This is a genomic window from Veillonella sp. T11011-6 (assembly GCF_002959755.1).
In the GTDB taxonomy this organism is placed as follows: domain Bacteria; phylum Bacillota; class Negativicutes; order Veillonellales; family Veillonellaceae; genus Veillonella.
Map to the genome: position 1 here is coordinate 234,117 of NZ_PPCW01000005.1, position 22,730 is coordinate 256,846.

26 protein-coding genes and 1 tRNA gene are annotated in these 22,730 nt (G+C 39.1%); 20 read left to right on the forward strand and 7 right to left on the reverse strand.

All coding sequences use genetic code 11. The annotated features are described in order from the left end of the window. Positions 1–426 precede the first annotated feature (426 nt). The 8 genes from VRHSUH10_RS08495 to VRHSUH10_RS09490 all read left to right on the forward strand — a co-directional run bounded on the left by VRHSUH10_RS08495 (position 427) and on the right by VRHSUH10_RS09490 (position 5,308). Complete coding sequence (locus VRHSUH10_RS08495; protein WP_105085304.1) at positions 427–1,521, forward strand: S1C family serine protease; 1,095 nt, start codon at positions 427–429, stop codon at positions 1,519–1,521. A 278-nt stretch (positions 1,522–1,799) separates the two neighbouring features. Then, entirely contained in the window at positions 1,800–2,114 is a 315-nt protein-coding gene (locus tag VRHSUH10_RS08500) for a PadR family transcriptional regulator (protein ID WP_105083502.1), read from the forward strand. A gap of 1 nt (position 2,115) precedes the next feature. Further along, the gene (locus tag VRHSUH10_RS08505; protein WP_105090211.1) at positions 2,116–2,670 is read left to right on the forward strand and encodes a DUF1700 domain-containing protein; all 555 of its coding nucleotides are present in this window, start codon (positions 2,116–2,118) and stop codon (positions 2,668–2,670) included. A 44-nt stretch (positions 2,671–2,714) separates the two neighbouring features. Continuing rightward, positions 2,715–3,212: a hypothetical protein gene (locus VRHSUH10_RS08510; protein WP_105090212.1), complete on the forward strand. Its 498-nt coding sequence runs from the start codon at positions 2,715–2,717 to the stop codon at positions 3,210–3,212. A 168-nt stretch (positions 3,213–3,380) separates the two neighbouring features. Beyond that, the gene (locus tag VRHSUH10_RS08515; protein ID WP_105085308.1) at positions 3,381–3,704 is read left to right on the forward strand and encodes a PadR family transcriptional regulator; all 324 of its coding nucleotides are present in this window, start codon (positions 3,381–3,383) and stop codon (positions 3,702–3,704) included. Next, complete coding sequence (locus tag VRHSUH10_RS08520; protein WP_105085309.1) at positions 3,697–4,272, forward strand: DUF1700 domain-containing protein; 576 nt, start codon at positions 3,697–3,699, stop codon at positions 4,270–4,272. Before VRHSUH10_RS08515 ends, VRHSUH10_RS08520 begins: the two co-directional genes overlap by 8 nt. Positions 4,273–4,281: 9 nt before the next feature. Continuing rightward, the gene (locus VRHSUH10_RS08525; RefSeq protein ID WP_105090213.1) at positions 4,282–4,704 is read left to right on the forward strand and encodes a transcriptional regulator; all 423 of its coding nucleotides are present in this window, start codon (positions 4,282–4,284) and stop codon (positions 4,702–4,704) included. Between the two features lie 124 nt (positions 4,705–4,828). Next, the gene (locus VRHSUH10_RS09490; protein ID WP_146104563.1) at positions 4,829–5,308 is read left to right on the forward strand and encodes a transcriptional regulator; all 480 of its coding nucleotides are present in this window, start codon (positions 4,829–4,831) and stop codon (positions 5,306–5,308) included. 189 nt (positions 5,309–5,497) lie between these two features. Here the strand turns inward: VRHSUH10_RS09490 and pyrE are convergent, their stop codons facing one another. Together pyrE and pyrF are read right to left on the reverse strand one after the other, a co-directional pair. Further along, entirely contained in the window at positions 5,498–6,085 is a 588-nt protein-coding gene (gene pyrE / locus VRHSUH10_RS08535; protein ID WP_105090214.1) for an orotate phosphoribosyltransferase, read from the reverse strand. Continuing rightward, the gene (pyrF, locus tag VRHSUH10_RS08540) at positions 6,082–6,801 is read right to left on the reverse strand and encodes an orotidine-5'-phosphate decarboxylase (protein WP_105090215.1); all 720 of its coding nucleotides are present in this window, start codon (positions 6,799–6,801) and stop codon (positions 6,082–6,084) included. The genes pyrE and pyrF overlap by 4 nt, the downstream gene beginning before the upstream one ends. 203 nt (positions 6,802–7,004) lie before the next feature. Here pyrF and VRHSUH10_RS08545 point away from each other — a divergent pair, with 203 nt between their 5' ends. From VRHSUH10_RS08545 to VRHSUH10_RS08560, 4 genes are read left to right on the forward strand one after another with little or no spacing between them, the layout of a single operon-like run. After that, positions 7,005–7,634 carry a 3'-5' exonuclease gene (locus tag VRHSUH10_RS08545; protein ID WP_105085313.1) on the forward strand — a complete coding sequence of 210 codons (630 nt, stop codon included), beginning with the start codon at positions 7,005–7,007 and terminating at the stop codon, positions 7,632–7,634. 14 nt (positions 7,635–7,648) lie between these two features. Beyond that, the gene (gene deoC / locus VRHSUH10_RS08550; protein WP_105090216.1) at positions 7,649–8,311 is read left to right on the forward strand and encodes a deoxyribose-phosphate aldolase; all 663 of its coding nucleotides are present in this window, start codon (positions 7,649–7,651) and stop codon (positions 8,309–8,311) included. Between the two features lie 53 nt (positions 8,312–8,364). Further along, entirely contained in the window at positions 8,365–9,666 is a 1,302-nt protein-coding gene (locus VRHSUH10_RS08555) for a pyrimidine-nucleoside phosphorylase (protein ID WP_105090217.1), read from the forward strand. Positions 9,667–9,676: 10 nt separating this feature from the next. Then, on the forward strand, positions 9,677–10,093 hold the full coding sequence (locus tag VRHSUH10_RS08560) for a cytidine deaminase (RefSeq protein ID WP_105090218.1): 417 nt from the start codon (positions 9,677–9,679) through the stop codon (positions 10,091–10,093). Positions 10,094–10,135: 42 nt separating this feature from the next. On the opposite strand, the gene VRHSUH10_RS08565 is transcribed toward VRHSUH10_RS08560, so the two are convergent. Both VRHSUH10_RS08565 and menA read right to left on the reverse strand, forming a co-directional pair. After that, positions 10,136–10,957 (reverse strand): MetQ/NlpA family ABC transporter substrate-binding protein, encoded by an 822-nt coding sequence (locus VRHSUH10_RS08565; RefSeq protein WP_105090219.1) that lies wholly within the window; start codon positions 10,955–10,957, stop codon positions 10,136–10,138. Between the two features lie 219 nt (positions 10,958–11,176). Further along, positions 11,177–12,073 (reverse strand): 1,4-dihydroxy-2-naphthoate octaprenyltransferase, encoded by an 897-nt coding sequence (gene menA, locus VRHSUH10_RS08570; RefSeq protein WP_105090220.1) that lies wholly within the window; start codon positions 12,071–12,073, stop codon positions 11,177–11,179. 240 nt (positions 12,074–12,313) lie between these two features. On the opposite strand from menA, the gene VRHSUH10_RS08575 reads away from it, so the two are divergent. From VRHSUH10_RS08575 to VRHSUH10_RS08590, 4 genes are all read left to right on the forward strand, one after another. Continuing rightward, positions 12,314–13,258, forward strand: coding sequence for a hypothetical protein (locus VRHSUH10_RS08575; protein ID WP_105090221.1), 945 nt, complete (start codon positions 12,314–12,316; stop codon positions 13,256–13,258). Between the two features lies 1 nt (position 13,259). Continuing rightward, positions 13,260–14,036: a hypothetical protein gene (locus VRHSUH10_RS08580; RefSeq protein ID WP_105090222.1), complete on the forward strand. Its 777-nt coding sequence runs from the start codon at positions 13,260–13,262 to the stop codon at positions 14,034–14,036. A 116-nt stretch (positions 14,037–14,152) separates the two neighbouring features. Next, positions 14,153–14,524 carry a RidA family protein gene (locus VRHSUH10_RS08585; RefSeq protein ID WP_105090223.1) on the forward strand — a complete coding sequence of 124 codons (372 nt, stop codon included), beginning with the start codon at positions 14,153–14,155 and terminating at the stop codon, positions 14,522–14,524. A gap of 1 nt (position 14,525) precedes the next feature. Continuing rightward, a complete protein-coding gene (locus VRHSUH10_RS08590; RefSeq protein ID WP_105090224.1) occupies positions 14,526–15,773 on the forward strand; it encodes a serine dehydratase subunit alpha family protein in 1,248 nt (415 codons plus the stop codon). Between the two features lie 37 nt (positions 15,774–15,810). On the opposite strand, the gene VRHSUH10_RS08595 is transcribed toward VRHSUH10_RS08590, so the two are convergent. The 3 genes from VRHSUH10_RS08595 to tadA all read right to left on the reverse strand — a co-directional run bounded on the left by VRHSUH10_RS08595 (position 15,811) and on the right by tadA (position 17,772). Continuing rightward, positions 15,811–16,998, reverse strand: a complete 1,188-nt coding sequence (locus VRHSUH10_RS08595) for an MFS transporter (RefSeq protein WP_105090225.1) — start codon at positions 16,996–16,998, stop codon at positions 15,811–15,813. Between the two features lie 184 nt (positions 16,999–17,182). Beyond that, positions 17,183–17,273 (reverse strand) — tRNA-Ser (locus VRHSUH10_RS08600). Further along, entirely contained in the window at positions 17,227–17,772 is a 546-nt protein-coding gene (tadA, locus tag VRHSUH10_RS08605) for a tRNA adenosine(34) deaminase TadA (RefSeq protein WP_199176277.1), read from the reverse strand. The genes VRHSUH10_RS08600 and tadA overlap by 47 nt, the downstream gene beginning before the upstream one ends. Positions 17,773–17,856: 84 nt before the next feature. Here tadA and VRHSUH10_RS08610 point away from each other — a divergent pair, with 84 nt between their 5' ends. The 4 genes from VRHSUH10_RS08610 to VRHSUH10_RS08625 all read left to right on the forward strand — a co-directional run bounded on the left by VRHSUH10_RS08610 (position 17,857) and on the right by VRHSUH10_RS08625 (position 22,684). Then, a complete protein-coding gene (locus tag VRHSUH10_RS08610; protein WP_105090226.1) occupies positions 17,857–18,504 on the forward strand; it encodes a trimeric intracellular cation channel family protein in 648 nt (215 codons plus the stop codon). Positions 18,505–18,632: 128 nt separating this feature from the next. Next, positions 18,633–20,447: a DUF4127 family protein gene (locus tag VRHSUH10_RS08615; RefSeq protein ID WP_105090227.1), complete on the forward strand. Its 1,815-nt coding sequence runs from the start codon at positions 18,633–18,635 to the stop codon at positions 20,445–20,447. 10 nt (positions 20,448–20,457) lie between these two features. Then, positions 20,458–21,579 carry an acyltransferase gene (locus VRHSUH10_RS08620; protein WP_105090228.1) on the forward strand — a complete coding sequence of 374 codons (1,122 nt, stop codon included), beginning with the start codon at positions 20,458–20,460 and terminating at the stop codon, positions 21,577–21,579. 247 nt (positions 21,580–21,826) lie between these two features. Then, a complete protein-coding gene (locus VRHSUH10_RS08625; protein WP_105090229.1) occupies positions 21,827–22,684 on the forward strand; it encodes an aminotransferase class IV in 858 nt (285 codons plus the stop codon). Positions 22,685–22,730: the final 46 nt, after the last annotated feature.

Genomic DNA, 22,730 nt, shown 5'->3' on the forward strand with positions numbered 1-22,730 from the left:
CTAGGTAAGGCTGACATTTGATTCTAGATAAGAAATAACTAAACTTCTCTCTCTTAATAAGTTCTCTCTCAAACTTATCTAGATCACATATACTCTCTCTCAACAGTCCTTACACTCTCAAACTATATGCATAAAGGGCATTCCTAGCGACGGCTAGTGAATGCCCTTTATGTTTTTCTATAGTTTTGTATTTATTATTTAGTCATTATATTTTTATTGTTTTAATATATTGTTATCTTGCATTGTAAAAGAATGAGTACTATAATAGTTTTATCACAATTGATTTTATAAAATTGATTGTGATGAAAGTAGATATAACATGATATTACATTGTTGTTAACATGTTTATTTTATTCCGATTAGTATTCGAGATAATGATGAATATTGCTCGAAGAGATTAATAAGAAATAATATAAGGAGAGATTAATGAATTTTTCAAAACATAAGAAATCAATTATTGCCTGTGTGCTCGCACTTGGAATTGGCATAGGTGGAGGATACTATTTCTTTGGTAATCCTGTTACACATCAAGCTACTGTGAGAGAACAAACGAAACAGACAAAGCCAATTACAGATACACGTAATACGTACGTGGTTCAAGCTGCTAAAGAATCTGGCCCAGCTGTAGTAGGTATTACTACGCAAGTTTTCCAAAAGGATATTTTTAATCGTACTATCTATGCTGGAGAAGGAGTAGGATCTGGTGTACTTATTGATAATGATGGACATATTATAACTAATAACCATGTTGTATCGGGTGCTAAAAATGGAGAGGTGACAGTATCTTTGTCTAATGGTTCCACCGTAACAGGTACAGTTATCGGTACAGATGCCCAAACAGATTTGGCTGTTGTTAAAATCGATCCTCCAAAGGATATTAAACCAATTAAAATTGGTGACTCTGACTCTTTACAAGTAGGGGAACCTGCTATCGCAATTGGCAATCCTTTAGGTCTAGAATTTAAAGGTTCTGTTACATCTGGTGTAATTAGTGCTTTGGCGCGTACTATTGATGATCAAGGTCAACGATTCCCATTGATTCAAACTGATGCAGCTATTAATCCTGGTAATTCTGGTGGTGCTCTCATTAATGCAGATGGTGAGTTAATCGGTATCAATAGCTCTAAGATTTCTAAAGAAGGCGTTGAAGGTATGGGTTTTGCCATTCCAATCAATTCAGCTATGACAGTTGTAGACTCTATTATTAAAAATGGTAAGGTTGTTCGCCCATATATCGGTGTATGGGCTGTAGATCGTCAAACGGCAGCACGCAATAATGTAAGTTATGAAGGGGATGGCCTTCTTATCGTACAATTAGATCCTAATGGTCCTGCGTCTAAAGCAGGGTTAGTAGAAGGTGATACAATCGCTCAAATTGATGGTAAGGATATTACTACATTACTTCAATTAAAAGAACAAATCGATGCTAAGAGCCCTGGAGATACAATTTTAGTATCTTATACCCATAATGGTAAAATGAAGAGCGCACAGATTAAATTAGGACAAGCATCTTCAAAATAAATAGAAAATCCTCATCTTTGATGAGGATTTTTTTTTGATTTTCTTCATTTTAGATCATTACCATATAAATTTCAAAAATTTTTTTTGTTAAATAAACATAGTGTTTATCTGCCTTTTAGGTGATTTTCTATCTAAAAAAAATAGAAAAAGTAAATATTTTTTTACAAGGTACCTTGCAAACCAAGGTACCTTATGTTATTATGTATTTGTCAGTACAAGATAGTGACAGTAAGAGAGCTTTCATATTGGTAGATATGCACATCTTAGATGGAGGAACTATGCAAGTTCAATTAAAGAAAGGTGTTATGGATATGCTTGTATTAGCATTACTAACACAAAATGATCGCTATGGATATGAAATAGTCAGTAAAATCTCCGAATATATAGAACTTTCGGAAGGTACTATTTATCCACTGTTTAACAGATTAAAAAAAGAAAAGTATGTAGAAACATATTTGCTGGAATCACAAACAGGACCATCGCGAAAATATTACAAAATAACCTCAAATGGTACAGCCGCTTATAATCAGATGCGACAAGAATGGGATGGATTTTCTGGCGTTGTTGATATGCTCTTGAAAGGGGTAGACTAAAATGAATAAACAAGAATTTTTGAACACATTACGTATTATTTTTAAAAAAGCAAATGTTTTAGATGTAGAAAGTATCATTGATGTATACGAAGAACATTTTGCTGTAGGGTATGAGAAAGGTCTTGATGATGAACAAATCATTAAATCATTAGGTACTCCAAAAGAAATTTATACATCCTATGTAGAGGCAGGTATCATCACTGATGAAATCGGACAAGAAGGTACTAAAAGAACAGTTAATATGCAAGCAATATATAAACGACTTGAAGAGTATAAAGCCCTTTTGTTACCACAGTTACCAGGGGTAGCTAAAAAAGCATCTCATACATTATTAACAGTAGCTAGTGCTCTTACTTATATTGTTGGGGTATTATTATTTATCGTGACACCTGCAATTTTATTTTTATTAAGTGGTTCATGGCAACCATTAGCAAATGTTACACCACTTCCTGCTGTATCGATTGTTACTATGGCAGGAATTGCGGGATTAGGTTTATTTGGTGGCTTGACATGCATCTATGCTGGCAGTGAACTTAATAATGTATGTAAGCATTAATTTGCTATATTGAAATATTGAATAGAATGAATTAAGGAGATACTATGAAACGGATTATAATTACAGCAATTTTAGCAGCTATTTGCACAGTAGGTGGCGCAACTTCTTTTGTTATGAATGATTTACCAAGCTATACTGCATGGAAACAAGATAATGCGCAGCAATTTAAGCATACATCAAAACATGATGGCCTAGATCAACAAAAGGATAAACAGTTTAATAACGATAAAGATCATAAGAAGGTAAAAGATTCTAAGGATAATAAAGATCATAAGGATCAAAAGGACCATAAGGACCATAAAGATCAAAAAGATCATAAGGACCATAAAGATCAAAAAGATCATAAAGACCATAGAGACTATGATCACGAAATGAATAATATGCCTAATACACCAACTCAACCACAAGGTCAAATGCCTGCAACAGGTTCTGTACCAGCATCAGAACAAGTAGCTCAACCAGCTCAACCAGCTCAACAACCTGCTAATGGAGCAATTCAAGCACCTAATATTCAATCAAGTGCTGACCAAAGTGGTCAATAAATTACACATATAAAAAAGTAAATATTTTTTTGGCAAGGTACCTTGCAATTCAAGGTACCTTGTGTTATTATGTATATGTCAGTACATGATAGTGACCGTAAATGATTTTGATTGACTAGAATTGGGTGTTCACGAGAACAAGCCTGATGGCGTCAAAAGGGAGGAACTATGCAAGTCCAATTAAAAAAAGGTGTTATGGACATGCTTGTACTAGCATTATTAACACAAAGCGATCGCTATGGATATGAAATTGTTAGTACTATTTCAGAATATATTGAAATTTCAGAAGGAACTATATATCCATTATTTAATAGATTAAAAAAAGAAAAGTATGTTGAAACGTATTTGAAGGAGTCCTCTTCTGGACCATCTCGAAAATACTATCATATTACAGATGATGGGCGTGCAGCATACAATCAGATGCGTCGAGAATGGAATGAGTTTTCTGGCGTTGTAAATATCCTGTTGAAAGGAGTCGACTATAATGAATAAGAATAGCTTTTTAGAAGCACTACGTAATATCTTCAAAAAGGCACATGTTGCTGATGTTGAAAGTATTATAGAGGTTTATGAAGAACACTTTGCAGTAGGGTATGAAAGAGGTCTTTCAGATAGTGAAATTATTAAAGCATTAGGGACTCCAGAAGAAATCTATGCATCTTATGTAGATGCAGGTATCATTACAGAGACTTTGACTCAAGATGGTAGTAAAAGTAAATCTGTTAATATGGAAGCTATCTATGCAAGATTTGAAGATTACAAAGAGCGTTTATTACCGCAGTTACCTGGTATGGCTAAAAAAGCATCCAAAACATTACTATCTATTGGTAGTGCGTTATCATATATTGTAGGTGTTTTAATATTTATTATTACACCGGCTATCCTTTATTTACTAGGTAGCTCATGGCAACCATTTGAAAATATTACAGCATTTCCTGTATTATCATTAGTAACTTTAGTTGCACTTGGTGGTGTAGGTCTCTTTGGGGGCCTTACATGTATCTTTGTTGGTGTTGAACTTCGCGGTGTACGCGAACGTTATTTCAGCAATGTAGATTAAGGAGGACCTATGAGACGAATTATAATTGCTGCCATTCTAACAGTAATCTGTGCTGTTGGGGCAGGTACATCATTTGCTGTAAATGATCTACCAAATTTTGGCGAATGGATGAAAATGAATGAACAACAGTTTAGAAAACCACATAGACATGATGGTCCTAATATGCATATGGATAAACATATGATGGATGGAAATAATCAAATGATGCCTCAAGATGGTATGGGACCAAACAATGGTGAGCATATGAATCAAAATGGTCAAAATCAAATGATGCCTCAAGGCGGTATGGGGCCAAACAATGGTGGACATATGCACTCAAATGGTCAAATGTCTCCACAAGGCCAACCACCTCAAGGCCAACCACCTCAAGGTTCGCAACCTAATGGTAATGCTTCAGAACAAGCACCTAATGGTGAGACACAAGCTCAATAAAATATATAAAACTATTAATATAGATTTAGCCATATATTTTAAAGGTATTAACAGATATAGAGTTAGATATATCTGAGGATATCGTTGATTTCATCGTATTTAAATATTAGATAGAGGTAAAAATATGAAAAAACTTTTAATTGCTACAGTATTAACCGCAGCATTTGGGATTGGCGGTGTAACATTTGCTGCTACTAATGACGTACAAAATAATAATGAGCCAATCAAGATGAACTTGTTAGTAGAACGAAATCATGATGATGCAAACAATTTCCAAGATAAAAAAGGTGATATGCCATCAGAATGTCAAAATAATCAAATGCATGGTCAACATCGAATGGGGCATATGCCAATGAATCATCAAGATGATAATATGCCTCCACATGTTGATGGTGACCAAATGAGACCAGAAGGTCAAAATCACCAAATGAGACCAGAAGGTCAAAATCACCAAATGAGACCAGATGGCCAAAATCATCAAATGAGACCACAAGGTCATAATCATCAAATGCCACCACAAGGCCAACCACCTCAACAGCCTAATGGCAATGCTCCACAACCACCAATGGAGCAAGGCGCATCACAAACTACACAACACCAATAATACTCTTATAGGATTCTCTCTCTGAACACTAAATAGAGACGTGGTCATGAAAGTGCATTCATGGCCACTGTAGAGCCATACACTCTACGTGATACATTCGTATCAGAATCTCTCTCTTACACACAATAACTACACACAAACAAAAAGAGCTCCTCAGTGAAGGAGCTCTTTTTGTATCTGTTTATAATTTTATTTGATGTGTTTAGAACCACGTTCTGTCATAGCTACGCCGTCTTTGCAAAGAGGGCATTCTTCAGGTTTGTATGTAGGAACTTCGAGGTTAAGCAATGCTTGTACTTTTTCGTGAGGCACGCCGAATTCTGCTTTACCACCAGAGCGGTTAACGAGCAAACCTACACCTACGATTTCACCACCAGATTGGTTTACAACATTTACTACTTCTTGTACAGAGCCACCAGTAGTTACGATATCTTCAACGATAAGTACGCGTGTGCCTGGCTCGATTTTGAAGCCGCGGCGCAATGTCATAACACCTTTTTCACGTTCTGTGAAGATAGCGCGTGTGCCAAGAGCTTTACCTACTTCATGGGCTAGTAAGATACCGCCAGTCATAGGTCCAATAACGAGTTCTACATTTTGATCGCGGAAGCGTTCAGCTAATTCTTTACAAAGTGCTTCTGTGTATTTTGGATGTTGCAATACATTGAATTTTTCAACGTACATTGGGCTGTGGAGACCAGATGTCAAAAGGAAGTGACCTTCTAAAATAGCTTGAGTGTCGATGAGTAATTGTTTTACTTCTTGTTCTGTCATCATTTGGATACATTCTCCATTTCTTCAATAATTAAACGAACTGCTTCACGAGGATTTTCAGCCTGTGTAATAGGGCGGCCAATAACGAGGCGAGATGCACCATCTTGCAATGCGCTAGCAGGTGTAGCAACGCGCTTTTGGTCGTCAGTTGTTGCAAAGGATGGGCGAATACCAGGTGTTACGATGAGGAAGTCCTCACCACAGGCTTGGCGAATCATTTTAGCCTCCAATGCGGAGCATACAACACCATCCATGCCGCAATCTTTGGCAAGTTTAGCAAGGCGAATAACTTGGTCAGAAATAGGTAGTTGCCCACCAGTTGCAGTCCAAGCTTCATCATCAAAGCTAGTTAACACAGTGATTGCTAATAATTTGGCTCTTTCAACCCCTAATTGTTCAGCTGTTTCATGCGCGGCTTTTACAGCTGCTTTCATCATAACAGGACCACCTTGACCATGCATAGTGATCAAGTTAGCACCCAAACGTGTTAGGGAAGATACGCCATGCGCTACTGTGTTTGGAATATCATGCAATTTCAAATCAAGAAATACTTGTTTGTTTTGCTCTTGTAAAAAGCGAACTGTTTGCTCTCCTTCGGCGTAGAATAGCTCCATACCGACCTTGTAAAAGCTAACCGCATCACCAAGGGATGTTACGATTTCTTTCATGTCATCCATTGTGGATACATCAAGGGCAACGATTAATCTGTCATCTGCCATCTTGCAACCTCCATACTACATATATATCTAAATAATTTTCACATACAGAGGGCCCATCTGTCAATTAAATTTGATGTGAAAGAGGTGACTATTAGTCACCCTTGAATAGTAGATTATAGACTGTTTCATGCTATAATAAATGGAGAAAATGAATATAATTCTTATATATAGAGTTTAAAATATATAGATTTGAAAGGAGTCCTATGTTAGATTTTGTTGCATTAGACTTTGAAACAGCTAATAAATTTAAAAATAGTGCGTGCTCCTTAGCGGTTATTACCGTAAAGGACGGACAGATTACCAAAAAGGCATACAGCCTTATTAAGCCACCATTCATGAGCTTCGATGATGAATGTATTGAAATTCATGGCATTCAACCAAAGGATGTTATCCACGAGAAAACATTTGATCAATTGTGGAATGCTATCTACGAAAATCACTTAAAAGGCAATATCATGGTAGCTCACAATGCAAAATTCGATATGAATGTATTGCGTGCTACACTAGATTATTATAAAATCCCTTGGCCCGATCTTGATTATGCATGTACGGTGAAACTTTCACGTGCAGTATGGCCAGATTTAGTAAACCATAAGCTAAATACAATGGCTGCATACATCGGAGTCGAGTTTAAACATCACTACGCATTAGATGATGCGGAAACATGTGCTAAGGTTGTATTAGAGGCAGCTAAAGTTAAGGGCGTTAATAGCTTGCCAGATTTATTGAAGGCTACAGGTGTACCACTAGAACCATTTATTGATGACAAAAATCGCGCTGCTCAAGAGGCTTTGCATAAAGAACCTGAGCCAGAGCAAATGTCATTCTTTTAGTAAGGAGAGACACTATGTTAGGTAAAGAATTATTATCTTATGTGGATCACACATTATTGCGTCCAACAGCTACATGGGAAGACATTAAAGAGATTTGTGAAGCCGGGGTAGCTTATAATACAGCCTCTGTTTGTATTCCGCCAGATTTTGTGGCTTCTGCTCATGAATCGTATCCAGAGCTTAATGTATGCACTGTTATTGGATTCCCTTTAGGTTATGAAACGACAGAGGTGAAGGTAGCTGAAACAAAGCAAGCCCTTGCAGAAGGTGCTTCTGAAATTGATATGGTCATAAACCTTGGCAATGTAAAACAAGGGAACTTTGATGCGGTTACTGATGAAATTAAAGCACTTAAAGCAGCCTGTGGAGATAAAATCTTAAAGGTTATTATTGAAACTTGCTACCTTACTGATTCTGAAAAGGTAGCGCTTTGCAAATGCATTACAGATGGTGGCGCGGACTACATCAAGACATCTACAGGTTTTGGTAGTAGTGGAGCTAGTATTGAAGATATTCAACTCTTTAAAAAACACATCGGCCCTAATGTAAAAATTAAGGCTGCCGGTGGTATTCGTTCTATCTCTGATATGAAAGCTTATATTGCAGAAGGTTGTAGCCGTATTGGTGCCAGTGCAGCTGTAGAACTACTAAAAGATCACTTAGACGAAGAAGTATAATAGAAAACCACCTAGGCCGTGCTTAGGTGGTTTCTTAGAATGGCGGTGTAACTATGCGTATATATGATATTATCCTGAAAAAACGAGCAAATTTACCGTTAACAGATGAAGAAATCCGTTTTGTTATCGATGGCTATGTGAATGGGGACATTCCAGATTATCAAGTGAGTGCCTTATTGATGACCATTGTGTTTAATGGCATGAGCGCTCGAGAGCTTGGGACCTTGACCTTAGCTATGGCTCAATCAGGTCATATGGTAGATTTATCTAGTATTAATGGCATTACTGTAGATAAGCATAGTACCGGTGGTGTAGGCGACAAGACTACGCTTATCATTGCACCCCTTGTGGCGGCTTGCGGAGGCAAGGTGGCGAAAATGTCTGGCCGTGGCCTTGGTCATACAGGTGGCACTATCGATAAGATGGAATCCATACCAAATCTAAAGGTGTCATTGGACCAAGAGACATTTATTAATCAAGTTAATACAATAGGACTTGCCGTTATCGGACAGTCTGATGGTTTAGCTCCGGCGGATAAAAAACTCTATGCGTTGCGTGATGTAACAGGTACTGTAGATAGTATTCCACTTATTGCATCCTCAGTAATGAGTAAAAAATTAGCCTCTGGTGCACAAGCCATTTTGCTGGATGTAAAGGTTGGTAGTGGCGCCTTTATGAAAACTCTGGATGATGCTCGCGCATTGGCAAAAGCTATGGTAGATATTGGTAAGGAAAATGGCCGTTCTGTTAAGGCTGTTTTAACCGATATGGACCGACCACTAGGTCACGCCATTGGTAATGCTTTGGAAATTCGTGAGGTTATTGACACCTTGAAAGGTCATGGCCCAGAGGATTTAACTCATGAATGTCTTATCATGGCAGCCCATATGCTTGTGTTGAGCCAAATTTGTGATTATGAAACAGCTCTTAGTCGCGTACAAGAGGCCCTTAATTCGGGAGCTGCTCTTGAACGATTGCATATGATGATTGATGCCCAAGGTGGAGATAGCCGAGTTCTTGATGATGAAAGCTTATTAGTTATCGGAAAATTTACTTATGAGGTTACAGCGCCTCTAGACGGTTATATTACACATATGAATACAGAACAATGTGGTATTGCATCTGTTATGCTTGGCGCAGGTCGTACAGTTAAGGATGGTCCTATTGATTACAGTGCAGGTATCGTAATGCATAAGAAAACAGGTGATACTGTTCGAGCTGGTGAAAGTATAGCTACTCTGTATGCTTCAGATGAAAGCTTGCTCGCCAATGCTAGTAAAACGTATTTAGAGGCAATTACCTTTGGACAAACTGCACCAGCTGTGGTGGATACGATTCTTGATATGGTGGAATGAGGAAATCCATATGATAGAAAAGGAAACACATATGACAGAACAAGAAATTCAAAATCTTATCGAGCGTGCCATAGTAGCTCGTAAGAAAAGCTATAGTCCCTATTCCCATTTTGGTGTAGGTGCAGCCCTTGTATGCGAGGATGGGAGTATTTATGAAGGCTGTAATATAGAAAATGCTTCCTATGGCTTAACGAACTGTGCAGAACGAACTGCTATATTTAAAGCTGTATCAGAAGGACATACAAAATTTAAGGCCCTTGCCGTAGTTGCTGATACGGAAGGACCTTGTGCACCTTGTGGCGCTTGTCGCCAGGTGATTTCTGAATTTGAAATACCACAGATTATTTTGGCTAATTTAAAAGGCAATTATAGAGTTGTTAGTCTTGATGAGTTATTACCATTTAGATTTGGCTCTGATAGTTTATAGTAAAAAAAGAGACCACATATGTGGTCTCTTTTACTTTATACCTTAGAATGCAGGAACAACTGCACCTTTGTATTTTTCTTCAATGAATTTTTTGATTTCAGCGCTATGAAGTGCTTCCATTAATTTTTTGATGCGAGGATCACTTTCATTACCTTTTAGTACAGTTACAATATTTACGTAAGGGGAATCTTTAGATTCGATGAACAATGCATCTTTACCAGGGTTAAGACCTGCATTTAATGCAAAGTTTGTGTTGATAGCTGCTAATGCAACATCGTCGATGGAACGAGGTACTTGAGCTGCTTCCAATTCAACGAATTGGTAACCATTAGGGTTGGAAGCGATATCTTGTACTGTAGATAAGATATTGCTGGAGTCTTTTAATGTAATAAGACCTGCTTTTTGTAATAACAATAATGCACGACCACCGTTTGTAGGGTCATTAGGGATAGCAATTTTAGCACCTTTAGGAAGATCTTTCAAATCTTTGATTTGACGGGAATATAAGCCCATTGGTTCAAGATGAACACCACCAGCAGATACTAATGGAAGGTTATGAGCTTTTGCGAATTCATCCATGTAAGGTACATGTTGGAAGAAGTTTGCATCGATTTCTTTATCACCCAAAGCAAGGTTTGGTGTGTTGTAATCAGTGAATTCAGTGATTTGTAAATCAATACCATCTTTTGCCAAGATAGGTTTAACTTGTTCCAAGATTTCTGCGTGAGGTACTGCTGTAGCACCGATTTTTAATACTTGCTTGCCATTGCTAGCAGCTTGCTTGCTGTTGTCGTTACCGCAACCCGCGATCAATAAAGCACCGCCAAGGATTACAGTAGCCGCTAATGCTAAAAATTTTCTCATTAGACACACTCCTTTTACAATTAGTTCATTTAAAATATTACATTAATAGTACTAAATTATTTCCTATCTATCAAGAAGGAATTATTGTGAGTTCTCCATAGTTTAAAGTTATAGCAAAAAGAGATTTTCAAACTAACATCTATAAAACGTTGTTAAAGTTTGGAAATCTCTCTTTGTTTTATGTAATTGTATGTAGTGTATGTACGTATTGGTAAATACTTATTTGCCAATAATTAAACCTATGGACCACATGATTTGGTAAATCATAGCTGCTCCCGCAGTGGTGTCCATCGCTTTGTCGAGCAGGAATTCATCTGTTTTTGTACTTAAGGTGTGTACAGTTTTGAAAGCTAGTGGTGCTGCGAAGAAGGCTAATAGGGAAAACCATGTCATGTGACCTACAATGATCCATGCAAGGATCCAAATAAAGTTGAATAGGTAGGTGATGCTCATCAAACTGAGGGCGCGTTCTCGGCCCAAAACGATTGGTAATGTACGACGACCGTGGCTTTCATCATTTCTAATATCACGAATGTTATTAGTGAGCATAATGGAGCCAACTAGTAATGTAGATGGAATAGCAGGTATCAATAATGCTGAGGATAAGTCACGTGTCCATGCGTATCCTGTAATGAGTACGATAGCAAACCCCATAGCGATGCCAGAAGAAATTTCCCCAAACGGTGTACGGGAAATTGGTTTTGGACCGCCAGAATAGAGGAAGCTAATTAGAATGCAAAGGAAACCTGCTGGAATATAGTACCAAGTAATGGTTGCCGATAGGTAAAGACCGATGATAATAGGTACTACCATGAGCACCTTAATCATGGTAACGATAAGCTCTGGTGTAATGGCACCACGCGTAATAGAACCAGCATTACCAACCTTTTGCCCCGCATCGAGACCAGATTTAAAATCTTTATATTCATTCCATAAATTAGCTACAATTTGAGCTGTTACAACAGCTAAAAATATTAAAACTGTATGGAAAATGGCAAGACCTGTACCGTGAGTGGCACCAAATGCATAATAGCTAAAGGCTGCACCTAAAATGGTAGGCCCTAAAGCAGCTGCTAATGTACGAGGCCTAGTGAGTGGAATTATTTCTTGTATCATAATAAAAGCACACCAAGTGTGCACTCCTTTCTATTTCTCATACCCTATATTTACATATCTATTTAAGTATTGTATAGCAGAACTGAAAGGTTGTAAATTAGACTATACAGTTATACATCTCCATATAGTATAATAATTAGTATATGCAGTATAGATTATCTTTTTGAAATCTTTATGGATGCAGTATGGATTATGAATATAATCTGTATACGAATGTATTGTTAAATCGTGAGGTGTCTTATGAGAGCTCTCAACAAAAAAATGATGACATTGGCTTGTGCTACATGCTTGACTATTGGCATGGGCGTAGTGGCATGTGCGGATACAGTAGATTTAGGCTATGGTTTATATGGCAGTACGTCACCTACGGTGAAGGCTGTAGAAGTCATGCGTGTTCCTACGGATGCAAAGCTGCGGAATAATGAGCAAAGCCAAATAATTTCAGTGGCAAACAAAGCAGCCGTTGATGCTGTTAATGCTAGTTTGAAATTGCAAGCACCGGCACAAATTGAACCTATGAAGGGTGATGTGTTAGATGGATTTTCCGTCTATCAATTGCAAGGGACGGATAAACAAGGTCACCATGTAGGTCAGTTAGTGGTTGTAGACTATTCTAAAAATGCTATAGATCAAGTAATTGGTATGAATAAAACCATTTTAGAAAAGGTTCCAGACGCAAAAAAAACTGCAATAAAAAGCTCTATCTCTAAATATGTAGATTCCTATTCTAAAGAGAAGGCTCAACAACAATTACAAGGCCTGAAGAGCAATACTATTGAAGGTGCTAAATTAGCTAAAGATCTAAAAACGATAAATGATAAGTTGCCTGCTCAAATTATGGGTGCCTTTGATAAAATGCTTGCCACAGATAAGAACTTATCTCCTAAAAGTAAAGAAGAGTTCCGTTCTTATGTAGATTTTATGGCGAAACAAGTGAGCCTTGATGCAACTCATGTGGCCTATAAGCCTGTCCAAACGCGTTATGGTACGGCTGTGACAGGCGATTTACGGGGTAGCCTTAAATATGACGGTTTTAGAAATACTTATTCCTTAATTGGTTATGCCGTTCCTACAGACAAAGGTGTAGCTTTACAGCTTTTATTATCTGATGACTCTAGTCATGATTATTGGGCTAATGAGTTGAATCATATGTATCAAACACAATCTCTCAAGGGAGGTAAATAATATGAAATCTTTGAAAGTCTTGGCTTGTGCAGCTTGCCTAGTGGGTACTGTATCTGGCGTAGGTTTTGCTAAGGATGTACAAACAATTGCAGGCTCCATGGTAGTGCCTAATAATGTAACTGTTGTTTCTGCATCCAAAACCAATACACGTGATTTTGTAGAAAAACAATTAAATGAGGAACCTACAAAATCTTCGATGGCGAATATGATGGTAAAGGAATTTTTCCAAAACTTTGGTACTACTTTTGATGTATACCAATTACAAGGGGCCGATAAAACAGGTCAAAAGGATGCATATGTAGTAGCGGTAGATGTTAAACAAATAGCACAGCGAGTAGCTAAAGATAAGACAAATGATCCTATGTTTGTAGCGGCTATGGCGGCTTTAGATAAAGGTCAAATTGATCCTGTTACTGAGCAACTCGTGCTAGGTGCCGTTAATAAAAAAATTCCCACAACCACAACTGTAGTCCCTTTAAATGATCCAAAACGTTATGCTAATCTTAAGACTCGGTCAGGTGAACTACTTATAAAACCTAGAACGATTACTGTAGAAAATGCAGAACAAGTGCATCCTGTGGCAGGCACAAAATATCAAACCTATGCAGCAAGTTCTCGCTTATTATATGCGGATGGAGATGGTCAAACTCCGCTCTATGCAAATGCTGCATTTGTGTTGAAGCCAGGTAAACCGGTACTATACGTAGGTGTAACTACTGATGTACAACGAGATTATTTCAAAACGATATTTGACAATGCCTTCAAATCTATTAAATAATTTGTTATAGATATACTTTCACAGAGTATGTCATATACAAGGTAATTACTAATGTGAGTATGGTGGCATTAGAATAAACTATATTATTTTTTATTATATTTAAAAGGAGAATTATTATGAAAACAATTTTCACAGACAAAGCACCAGCAGCAGTAGGTCCTTACTCTCAAGCTAAAGTAGTAGGCGGTTTATTATTCGCTTCTGGTCAAATTCCACTCAATCCTGCAACTGGTTCCATTGTTGAAGGCGGTATCGTAGAGCAAACTGAGCAAGTGTGCAAAAACATTGATGCTGTATTGGCTGAAGCAGGTTCTGACTTCTCCGAAGTTATTAAAACAACTTGTTTCTTGGCTGATATCGCCGATTTCAAAGCATTCAACGAAGTTTATGCTAAATATTTCACTTCTAAACCAGCTCGCTCTTGCATAGCAGTAAAAGATCTTCCATTGGGTGCTTTGGTAGAAGTGGAAATTATTGCGGAAGTATAAGATGGATTATATTTCCTTGTTACAATCGGAGATGCGTCCTGCCTTCGGGTGCACTGAGCCAATTGCATTGGCTTATGCGGCTGCGAAGGCAGTCTCTGTTTTAGATGAGTTTCCTAACCATATTCACGCACGATGCAGCGCGAATATCATAAAAAATGTAAAATCCGTAGTCATTCCTAACTCTGGTGGTCGAAAAGGCCTTCAAGCTGCTACTACTCTTGGTGCCATCGTAGGTCACCCTGAGCGTGAGCTAGAGGTATTAGAATCTGCTACAGATGAAGATCGTAAATGGCTCGGCACATTATTAGATGCCAACTTCTGTACCGTATCACTTGCGGAAGGTGTAGATAATCTTTATATCGAAATCACTGCAGAAACAGATGAACATACAGCGGTCGTTCGCATTGAAAACGACCATACGAATGTAACCTATGTAGCTGTAGATGGTGGGATTGTGTCTGAAACAATCAATGAGATCAAGAAAGCCGCAAAAACGGAATATGCTATGACCTTTGATAGCATTTACGAATTTGCTAAAACGGCAGATATTTCTGGCATCATTCCTCAAATCAAACAGCAAGTAGAATACAATACAGCTATTTCTCGAGAAGGTTTGTCCAATGATTATGGCTCCAATATTGGTCAGCTCTTATTGTTGGATGAAGAAAATCCGTCTCTTGAAACAAAATGTAAAGCTCGTGCAGCGGCTGGATCCGATGCGCGTATGAGTGGGTGTCCATTGCCTGTAGTTATTTGTTCTGGCTCTGGTAACCAAGGGCTAACTGTATCTGTACCTATCATTACAACTGCTGAGGAACTTGGTAAAAGTGATGATGAATTGTACCGTGCTCTTGTTTTCGCTAACTTGTTAACGCTTTACGTTAAATCTGGCATTGGTAAACTATCCGCCTACTGCGGCGTTGTATCTGCTGGTGTAGTCAGTGTGGCAGGTATTGCCTTCCTAAAAGGCGATAGCAAAGATATCATTGAAAATACCTTGGTCAATGGTCTTGCTAGCCTATCCGGTATCGTATGTGATGGCGCGAAACCATCCTGCGCAGGTAAAATTGCTATCTCCCTTGATGGCGCCTTTATGGGCTATAAACAAGCCCGCCTTAACAAGAACTACCAAAAAGGCGATGGCCTTGTAGCATACTCCGTTGATGATACCATTCGCAGTATCGGTACTGTGGCTCAAGGTATGAAAGAAACGGACGTAGTAATCTTGAATGAAATGCTAAAACACTAATTTAGCTAAAAATAAAATCCCCCGTACGGGGGATTTTTTATTGTAATTTTTTAGGATCTTTTAATAGCAATGATGCCCCAAGGCCCCCTATTAGGAATGGCACAAGTGTCATCATAGCGACCGGTAGGGAGTAGGTATCTGCTAGGTTACCCACAACAGGTGCGATTACACCACCGATGGTTTGGCTTACGCCGAGGGTGATACCCGATGCAAAGCCGATACTTTTAGCAAGATAGGTTTGGCCTAGTACGATAACTGGGCTGTAACTGATAGCTTTGGCCGCACCAATCATGAGTAGTAGCAAGTATGCTACGGGCATCATGATAAGTGGTGAGAAATTAGGAACTTCGGTTAATAGGAACATAGCTGGTAACCAAACTAATAGGGATAGTCTAATAATCTTAATAGGACCAAATTTATCACCTAATAGGCCACCGATGTATGTCATGAAAATACCAATGCTAAAGAATACAGTTAAGGCAAAGCTGCCTTGTTCTGGGCTAGTACCGAGTTCACGAGTCCAGAAGATAGGAATGAACGCATTGATAACGCGGAAGTTTACCGACTGGCTTAGGATGATAATGAACAAGATACCAAAGTATTTCCAATAGTTTTTTAGTGGTTTTGCGGCTACAGCCGGATTTTCTGTGGCTACTGCTTGATCGATGGTACGAGCATGCGCTACTATGCGAGGCATGAGGGCGAATAAGGCAGTAAATATAATGATGCCTGCCACTGTAAAAGCAGCTAATCCATGTGGACCTACTGTATAGGCGATGGCGCCTGCAAAGAGTGGACCAAAGGCAAAGCCAGAACTACCGCCAATGGCAAAGGTACCCATGGCCTTACCCTTTTTGCCACCACCGAGGCGGTTCATAATCTTCGCGCCTTCTGGATGGAAGATAGAGGAACCTACACCAGCTAAGGTGGCGCAAACAAGGAGGCTTTCATAAGAGGTAACAAAGCCCATCATACCTGTACTACAGGCGGATAATAAAACACCAAAGGCAATGAGCCGTGGCTGATTGATCTTGTCTGAAATATAGCCTAGTAATGGCTGTAATAATGACGATAATGCTGTATTAGCTAAAATAAGAAAACCTGCTTGCTCCAAACTCAGTCCATAGGTATAAATGAACAGTGGTAAGAGGGCAGGCAACACACTTTGACAAGAGTCATTAATCATATGGCTCAATGTGATGAGATACGGGTAATATTTTTTCATAGTCGTGTCCCCTTGAGTCTATTTAATAGCAGTAATTATATCTTGTGTATATTATAACTCATAAAGTTACCAAAGTATTGATAAATATAGACTAATTATATAGGTAACAATAGTGTTATATAAATTGGGTCAATATAGATACAAAAAAAGCGCTAACCATAGTTAGCGCTTTATATAGTTTAGTTGGCAGAGGAGGAGGGATTTGAACCCCCGCGCCGGTTGCCCGACCTACCGCATTTCGAGTGCGGACCCTTCAGCCTCTTGGGTACTCCTCCGTGCTTTACGGCGCTCTTTAAAGAAGTCTTTCATAATTTGGCTGCATTCATCACCAAGCACACCAGATGCTAGTTCTGGTTCATGATTCAAACCAGGATGAGAGAGCACATTGAATAGTGATTCTACGGCGCCTCCTTTGTAATCACTTGCACCATATACAACACGGTCAATACGACTGTTAATAATGGCTCCAGCGCACATCGGACACGGCTCTATCGTAACATACAGGGTACAACCAGTCAACCGCCAGCGCTTGAGAACATCGCATGCTTCGCGGATGACGAGAACCTCTGCATGAGCCGTTGCATCATGATCGAGTTCACGACGATTGTGGTGACGTGAAACGATAGTATTATCTTTTACGAGAATGGCACCGATAGGGATTTCCCCAAGTCTATAAGCCTTGCGTGCTTCTTCCATGGCTATGGCCATAAAATATTCGTCCCGTGTGCGTTCATCCATGTTTTCAATAGCGATAGGTGTAATGTCTTTTGTCATTGGCATACCTCTTCATGTATAATATCTTACATAAAGTCTATCATAGTGTATGCAGTTATGCGAATAGATTGTTTGGGGGAAATTATGGACATTATTTGGTATATGTTTGATATGATTGGCACCATTGCTTTTGCTGTATCTGGTGCACTCGTTGGGGTAGCCCGGAAGATGGATATATTTGGTATGACTGTCCTTGCACTGGCTACTGCCATTGGTGGTGGTATTGTACGGGACGTGTTGCTCGGCTATTTTCCGCCGAATTCATTGCGAAATGTAGTGTATGTTACCGTTGTTTTAGTGGTAACTGTTATCGTGTTCTTGATTTATAACAGCCGATATCGCAAGCATGCGATGGGGCCTCGTAGTCGTGCTAGTTACTTGTTGGCCGATGCGTTAGGGTTAGCATCATTTACCGTAACAGGTGCTTCTGCAGGTTTTAAACTCTATCCAGAGTTGCCTATCTTTATTGTGTTGCTCGGTACAATCACTGCTGTTGGTGGCGGTATTATCCGAGATATGTTGGCGCAACGCATTCCATCTGTTTTGAAAGAGGATGTATATGCATTGCCGAGTATTATTGGTGGTGTTGTGTACTATGTGATGGTCACATCTAGTTGGGATAGTATGGCTGTATATGGTGCTTTCACAGTGGTACTTGTTATCCGACTGCTAGCCATCAAGTACAATTGGAGTCTGCCAAAGGTAGGGAAAACCAAGCCAGTTGCGAAATAATGGTCAAATGATATAATTATACTATTGAGCATATGAACATTTCATAAAAGTGTCAGAAAAAGAGAGTATGATAAAACAGTTCATTTTGCGAGTCGGGAGTACTCGCTACACAGAAGGAGATTTGATTTATGACGAATAAATGGTTGAAAGTAGCACTTATGGCTGCAGCTATCGCTACTGGCACATCTATTAAAATTGATGCGGAAACCGTGTTGTATGTACCTCAAGATGATCGCCCTGTAAGCTTACAATATACTGTAGATACAGCTCGCGAAGCAGGTATGACTATATTGACACCACCTCAAAATTTGATTTCTGGTAAGAATTACCAAGGTCAAGCAGATCAAATTATGGCTTGGGTTGAACAAAATGCAGGCCGTGCTGATGTGATGGTATTGAGCACAGACACTCTTATCTATGGTGGCCTTGTAGACTCTCGTAAACATAATATTCCACTTTCAACATTGGAAAGCCGTTTAAAACGTATTGAATCCTTAAAAGCTCGTAATAAAAACGTGCGTATTTATGGTTTTGGCACTGTAATGCGTTCTCCACGTGCTAGTGGGGGCGGCACTGAACCAGCTTATTATGCGGAATACGGTCCTACTATTTTCCAAATCGCAGCATTGCAAGATAAATTAGACTCTGGCTCTTTAACACAAGAGGAAACTCAAAAATTGATGAGCCTACAAGCCTCTGTTCCTGTAGAATATTTACAAGACTGGTTTGACCGTCGCCAAAAGAACATGAAAATCAACAAAGAGTTGATCGATGAAACTCGTAGTGGCGTATTCGACTACTTTGCATTGGGCCATGATGATACATCTCAATTGTCCCAATCTGCATTAGAAAGTCGTTACTTAAGTAAATACTCCAAGGATATTCCTGTTGAGAAATATGGTAGCTTCCCTGGTGCCGACCAACTTGGGCTCTTGTTGATGGCTCGTTCTCGTACAGATGAAAGTACAGAAAAACCTACATTCTCTGTAATTTACCCACTCGGTGGTGGCGGTAAAACATTGCCAGGATACGAAGACCAAACGATTGATAAAACAATTGCTCAACACGTTGAGGCCGTAGGTGGCACTATGGTGACACAAGGTAAACCAACTGTGCTGTTAGCAGTAAATACACCACTTACTACAAGCACTGGTGAATCTGAAAGCTTCGAGAACTTCCCGATGATTTCTAATTCTACAAATGCTTTCGTAGATCGAATTCAACAAGCTGTTGATTCTGGTGTAAACGTAAGCATTGCTGATGTTGCTTATAATAATGGTGCGGACAATACATTAGTATCTGCTATGTACAAACGCGATATGTTATACAAAATCGGTGCGTACAATGGTTGGAATACAGCAAGTAACACGGTAGGCTACGCCATTGCGCAAGGGGTATTGCTCAAAACTATGAGCCCAGAAGGTCACCGTAAAATGTTGACTCAACAATACTTAGATAACTGGGCGTACCAAGCAAATATCCGCAAAGATATTTACCGTATGCAAGACTCTATTCGTACAGATAATGTACGTTACTCTGGCGAGTTGAATGAACGTCTTGAAAGTTACTTAGGCGAACGTATCCAAGACTTTGCTGAAAAATACCTTAAAGTCGACCCTCGTACCGTAAAAGCTACATTCCCTTGGGGCCGTCTATTCGAAACAGATATTACAATCTATGATAAACCTGTAGTACCTCTTGAAAAAGAATTGCGCTTGAAACGTGAAGCAGAGGCAAAAGCTAAAGCTGAGGCAGAAGCTAAGGCTAAGGCTGCAGAAGCAGCTAAAGCAAATGGTCAAGCTGCGCCAGCACAACCTGCTCAACCAGCAAAGACAGCAGCTGCTCAAACTACAGCATCTGTAATTCCAGTAGTTAAACAACCGGCTACAACATCTCAAGGTCCACGCCTTGTGCCAACACCTGCAGTTGTACCTGGTCAATAATGAATAGGGAATGGCTATGAAAAAAGCATTTTTACCGGAAATTACTTATATGCGTGGCCTCTGTATGCTCGGTGTTATCGGCATTCATGTAGGTTCCTACGCATTGCAAAACCCTTTTGTAAATTTGGAACTCATTAGCGTCTTAGAAATTCTATCGCGCTTTGGGGTGCCTGCATTTTTCTTCCTCTCTGCATTTGGATTGTTCTACCATACATCTGTAGAGGGACCATTCTCATATAAGGAATTTATGCACCGCCGTATTCAGGTGGTGCTATTTCCATATATTACGTGGTCCATATTTTATTTGCTCTATACGGGACTGACGGCGCATAATCTAGGTAATTTACATCCTGGACCATTGGCTGTAAATCTGTTATTTGGTACGTCTATGTATCATTTATACTTTATGGTTATCTTGCTGTGGTTCTACGTGATGATGCCGCTATGGCGTGCTATGGTGAAAGTCATCTTAAAACGCCCTGTATTTTGGATGGTTCTATTATTTATCATCCAAGTGGGCATCGATTATGTATCATCTTACATGCTCGGCCGTTGGGTAACAGAACATCTTAGTAATAATCCTGTGTTGAAATATCTATTTGATATGAGACTTAACTATTGGGTCATCCATTATGTGTGGATATTCCTGTTGGGGGCTGTATGTGCTGAGCGCTATGAAACGGTATGCGAATACATGTGGCGCTATCGTTACTTATTAGGAATTAGTGCGGTAGGCTCTATTTTGTTGATGCTTGGATCCTACTACTATGTCATGGACGTATGGCATTATACAGTGCTTGAAGCAATTTATACAGTTCATCAAATGAGCCCAATGGGTGTCCTCTATACTGGACTAGGAACACTATTTAGCCTATTCTTATTCCAAACCGTACCAATGAATGCGACCATGGAATCTATTTGGTCAGAAATAGGGGATAAGTCCTACGGTATTTATTTATCACATCCATTCTGGTTGTTAATCATCTCTGGCGTGATGGCTAAATATAATCTTTTGTATACCGTGGTCAATGTGCTTGCTATGTATGTGATGGCGCTAGGACTGTCCTATTTGACTACAGTCGCTCTAAATTATGTGCCTAAACCATTACGTAAATTTATATTGGGACACTGATTTGTACAAGACTTTCAGTTTGAACTAAGCACGTATTACTTGACCGTATTGTTTTAGAGTAAATTATATAATTAAAAATACATCCGCTAGGATATAGTTTTTAACTATGGTATCCTAGCGGATTTTTGTATATCTAATTTATATCTTTCACAAAGTAAAGTGTGAAAATTTGAAAGTAATTGTGATATAATAAGTCCATGATGATTACTACTTGATAGAGTAACGATATAGAAAAAGAGGTGCTCCTATGCAAGAATTAACATATTTTAATGGCGAGTTCGTTGAACCAGGTGCCAAAGTTATCAGTATTGATGACCGTGGTTATTTATTTGGTGACTCTGTATACGAAGTGGTACGTGTCGTAAAAGGCCGTTGCTTCGCATTGTCTTATCATCAAGATCGCTTGTATCGTTCTATGCGTGAAATGGATATTCCGGTAAAAATGACCCCAGATGATTTAACAGAATTGCACGAAATTTTAATCGAGCAAAGTGAAATCAAAGAGGGCTATATTTATTTGCAAATCTCTCGTGGCGTAGCGCCACGCCATCATGCATACGATCGTTCTAAACTAGAACCACAAATGCTCATGTCTATCCGCAATTTGGATATGGATGAGGTTAATAAATTGGGTGAAGGTGTAAAAGCGATTGCATTACCTGATGAGCGTTGGGACCATGTAGATGTTAAGACTACTAACTTGATTCCGAATATCTTGGCACAAACTAAAGCGGAGAAAAAATTTGCTTATACTGCCATGTTGTTCCGTGATGGCGTTTGTACAGAAGGTGCAACATCTAATGTATTTGCTGTCAAAGATGGTATCTTGTATACGCATCCAGCAGATAATCATATCTTAAAAGGTATTACGCGCCAAATGATTTTGACCCGCGTAGCACCATCTCTAGGTATTACTCTCATCGAAAAAAAATTCGACCGCGCCTTTGTAGATGATGCGGACGAATTATTCTTTACCGATACAATTGGTGGTGTCATCCCAATTACTAAGCTAGACAGAAATCCAGTATCCGGTGGTAAACCAGGTGCTATTACACTTCGTCTACGCGAAGCACTAGAAAAATTGATGGAAGAAGGTTTGCCTTAATAGGTCATCTACTTTCATTACATGGTAAACTTTTACCTTAAGAAAG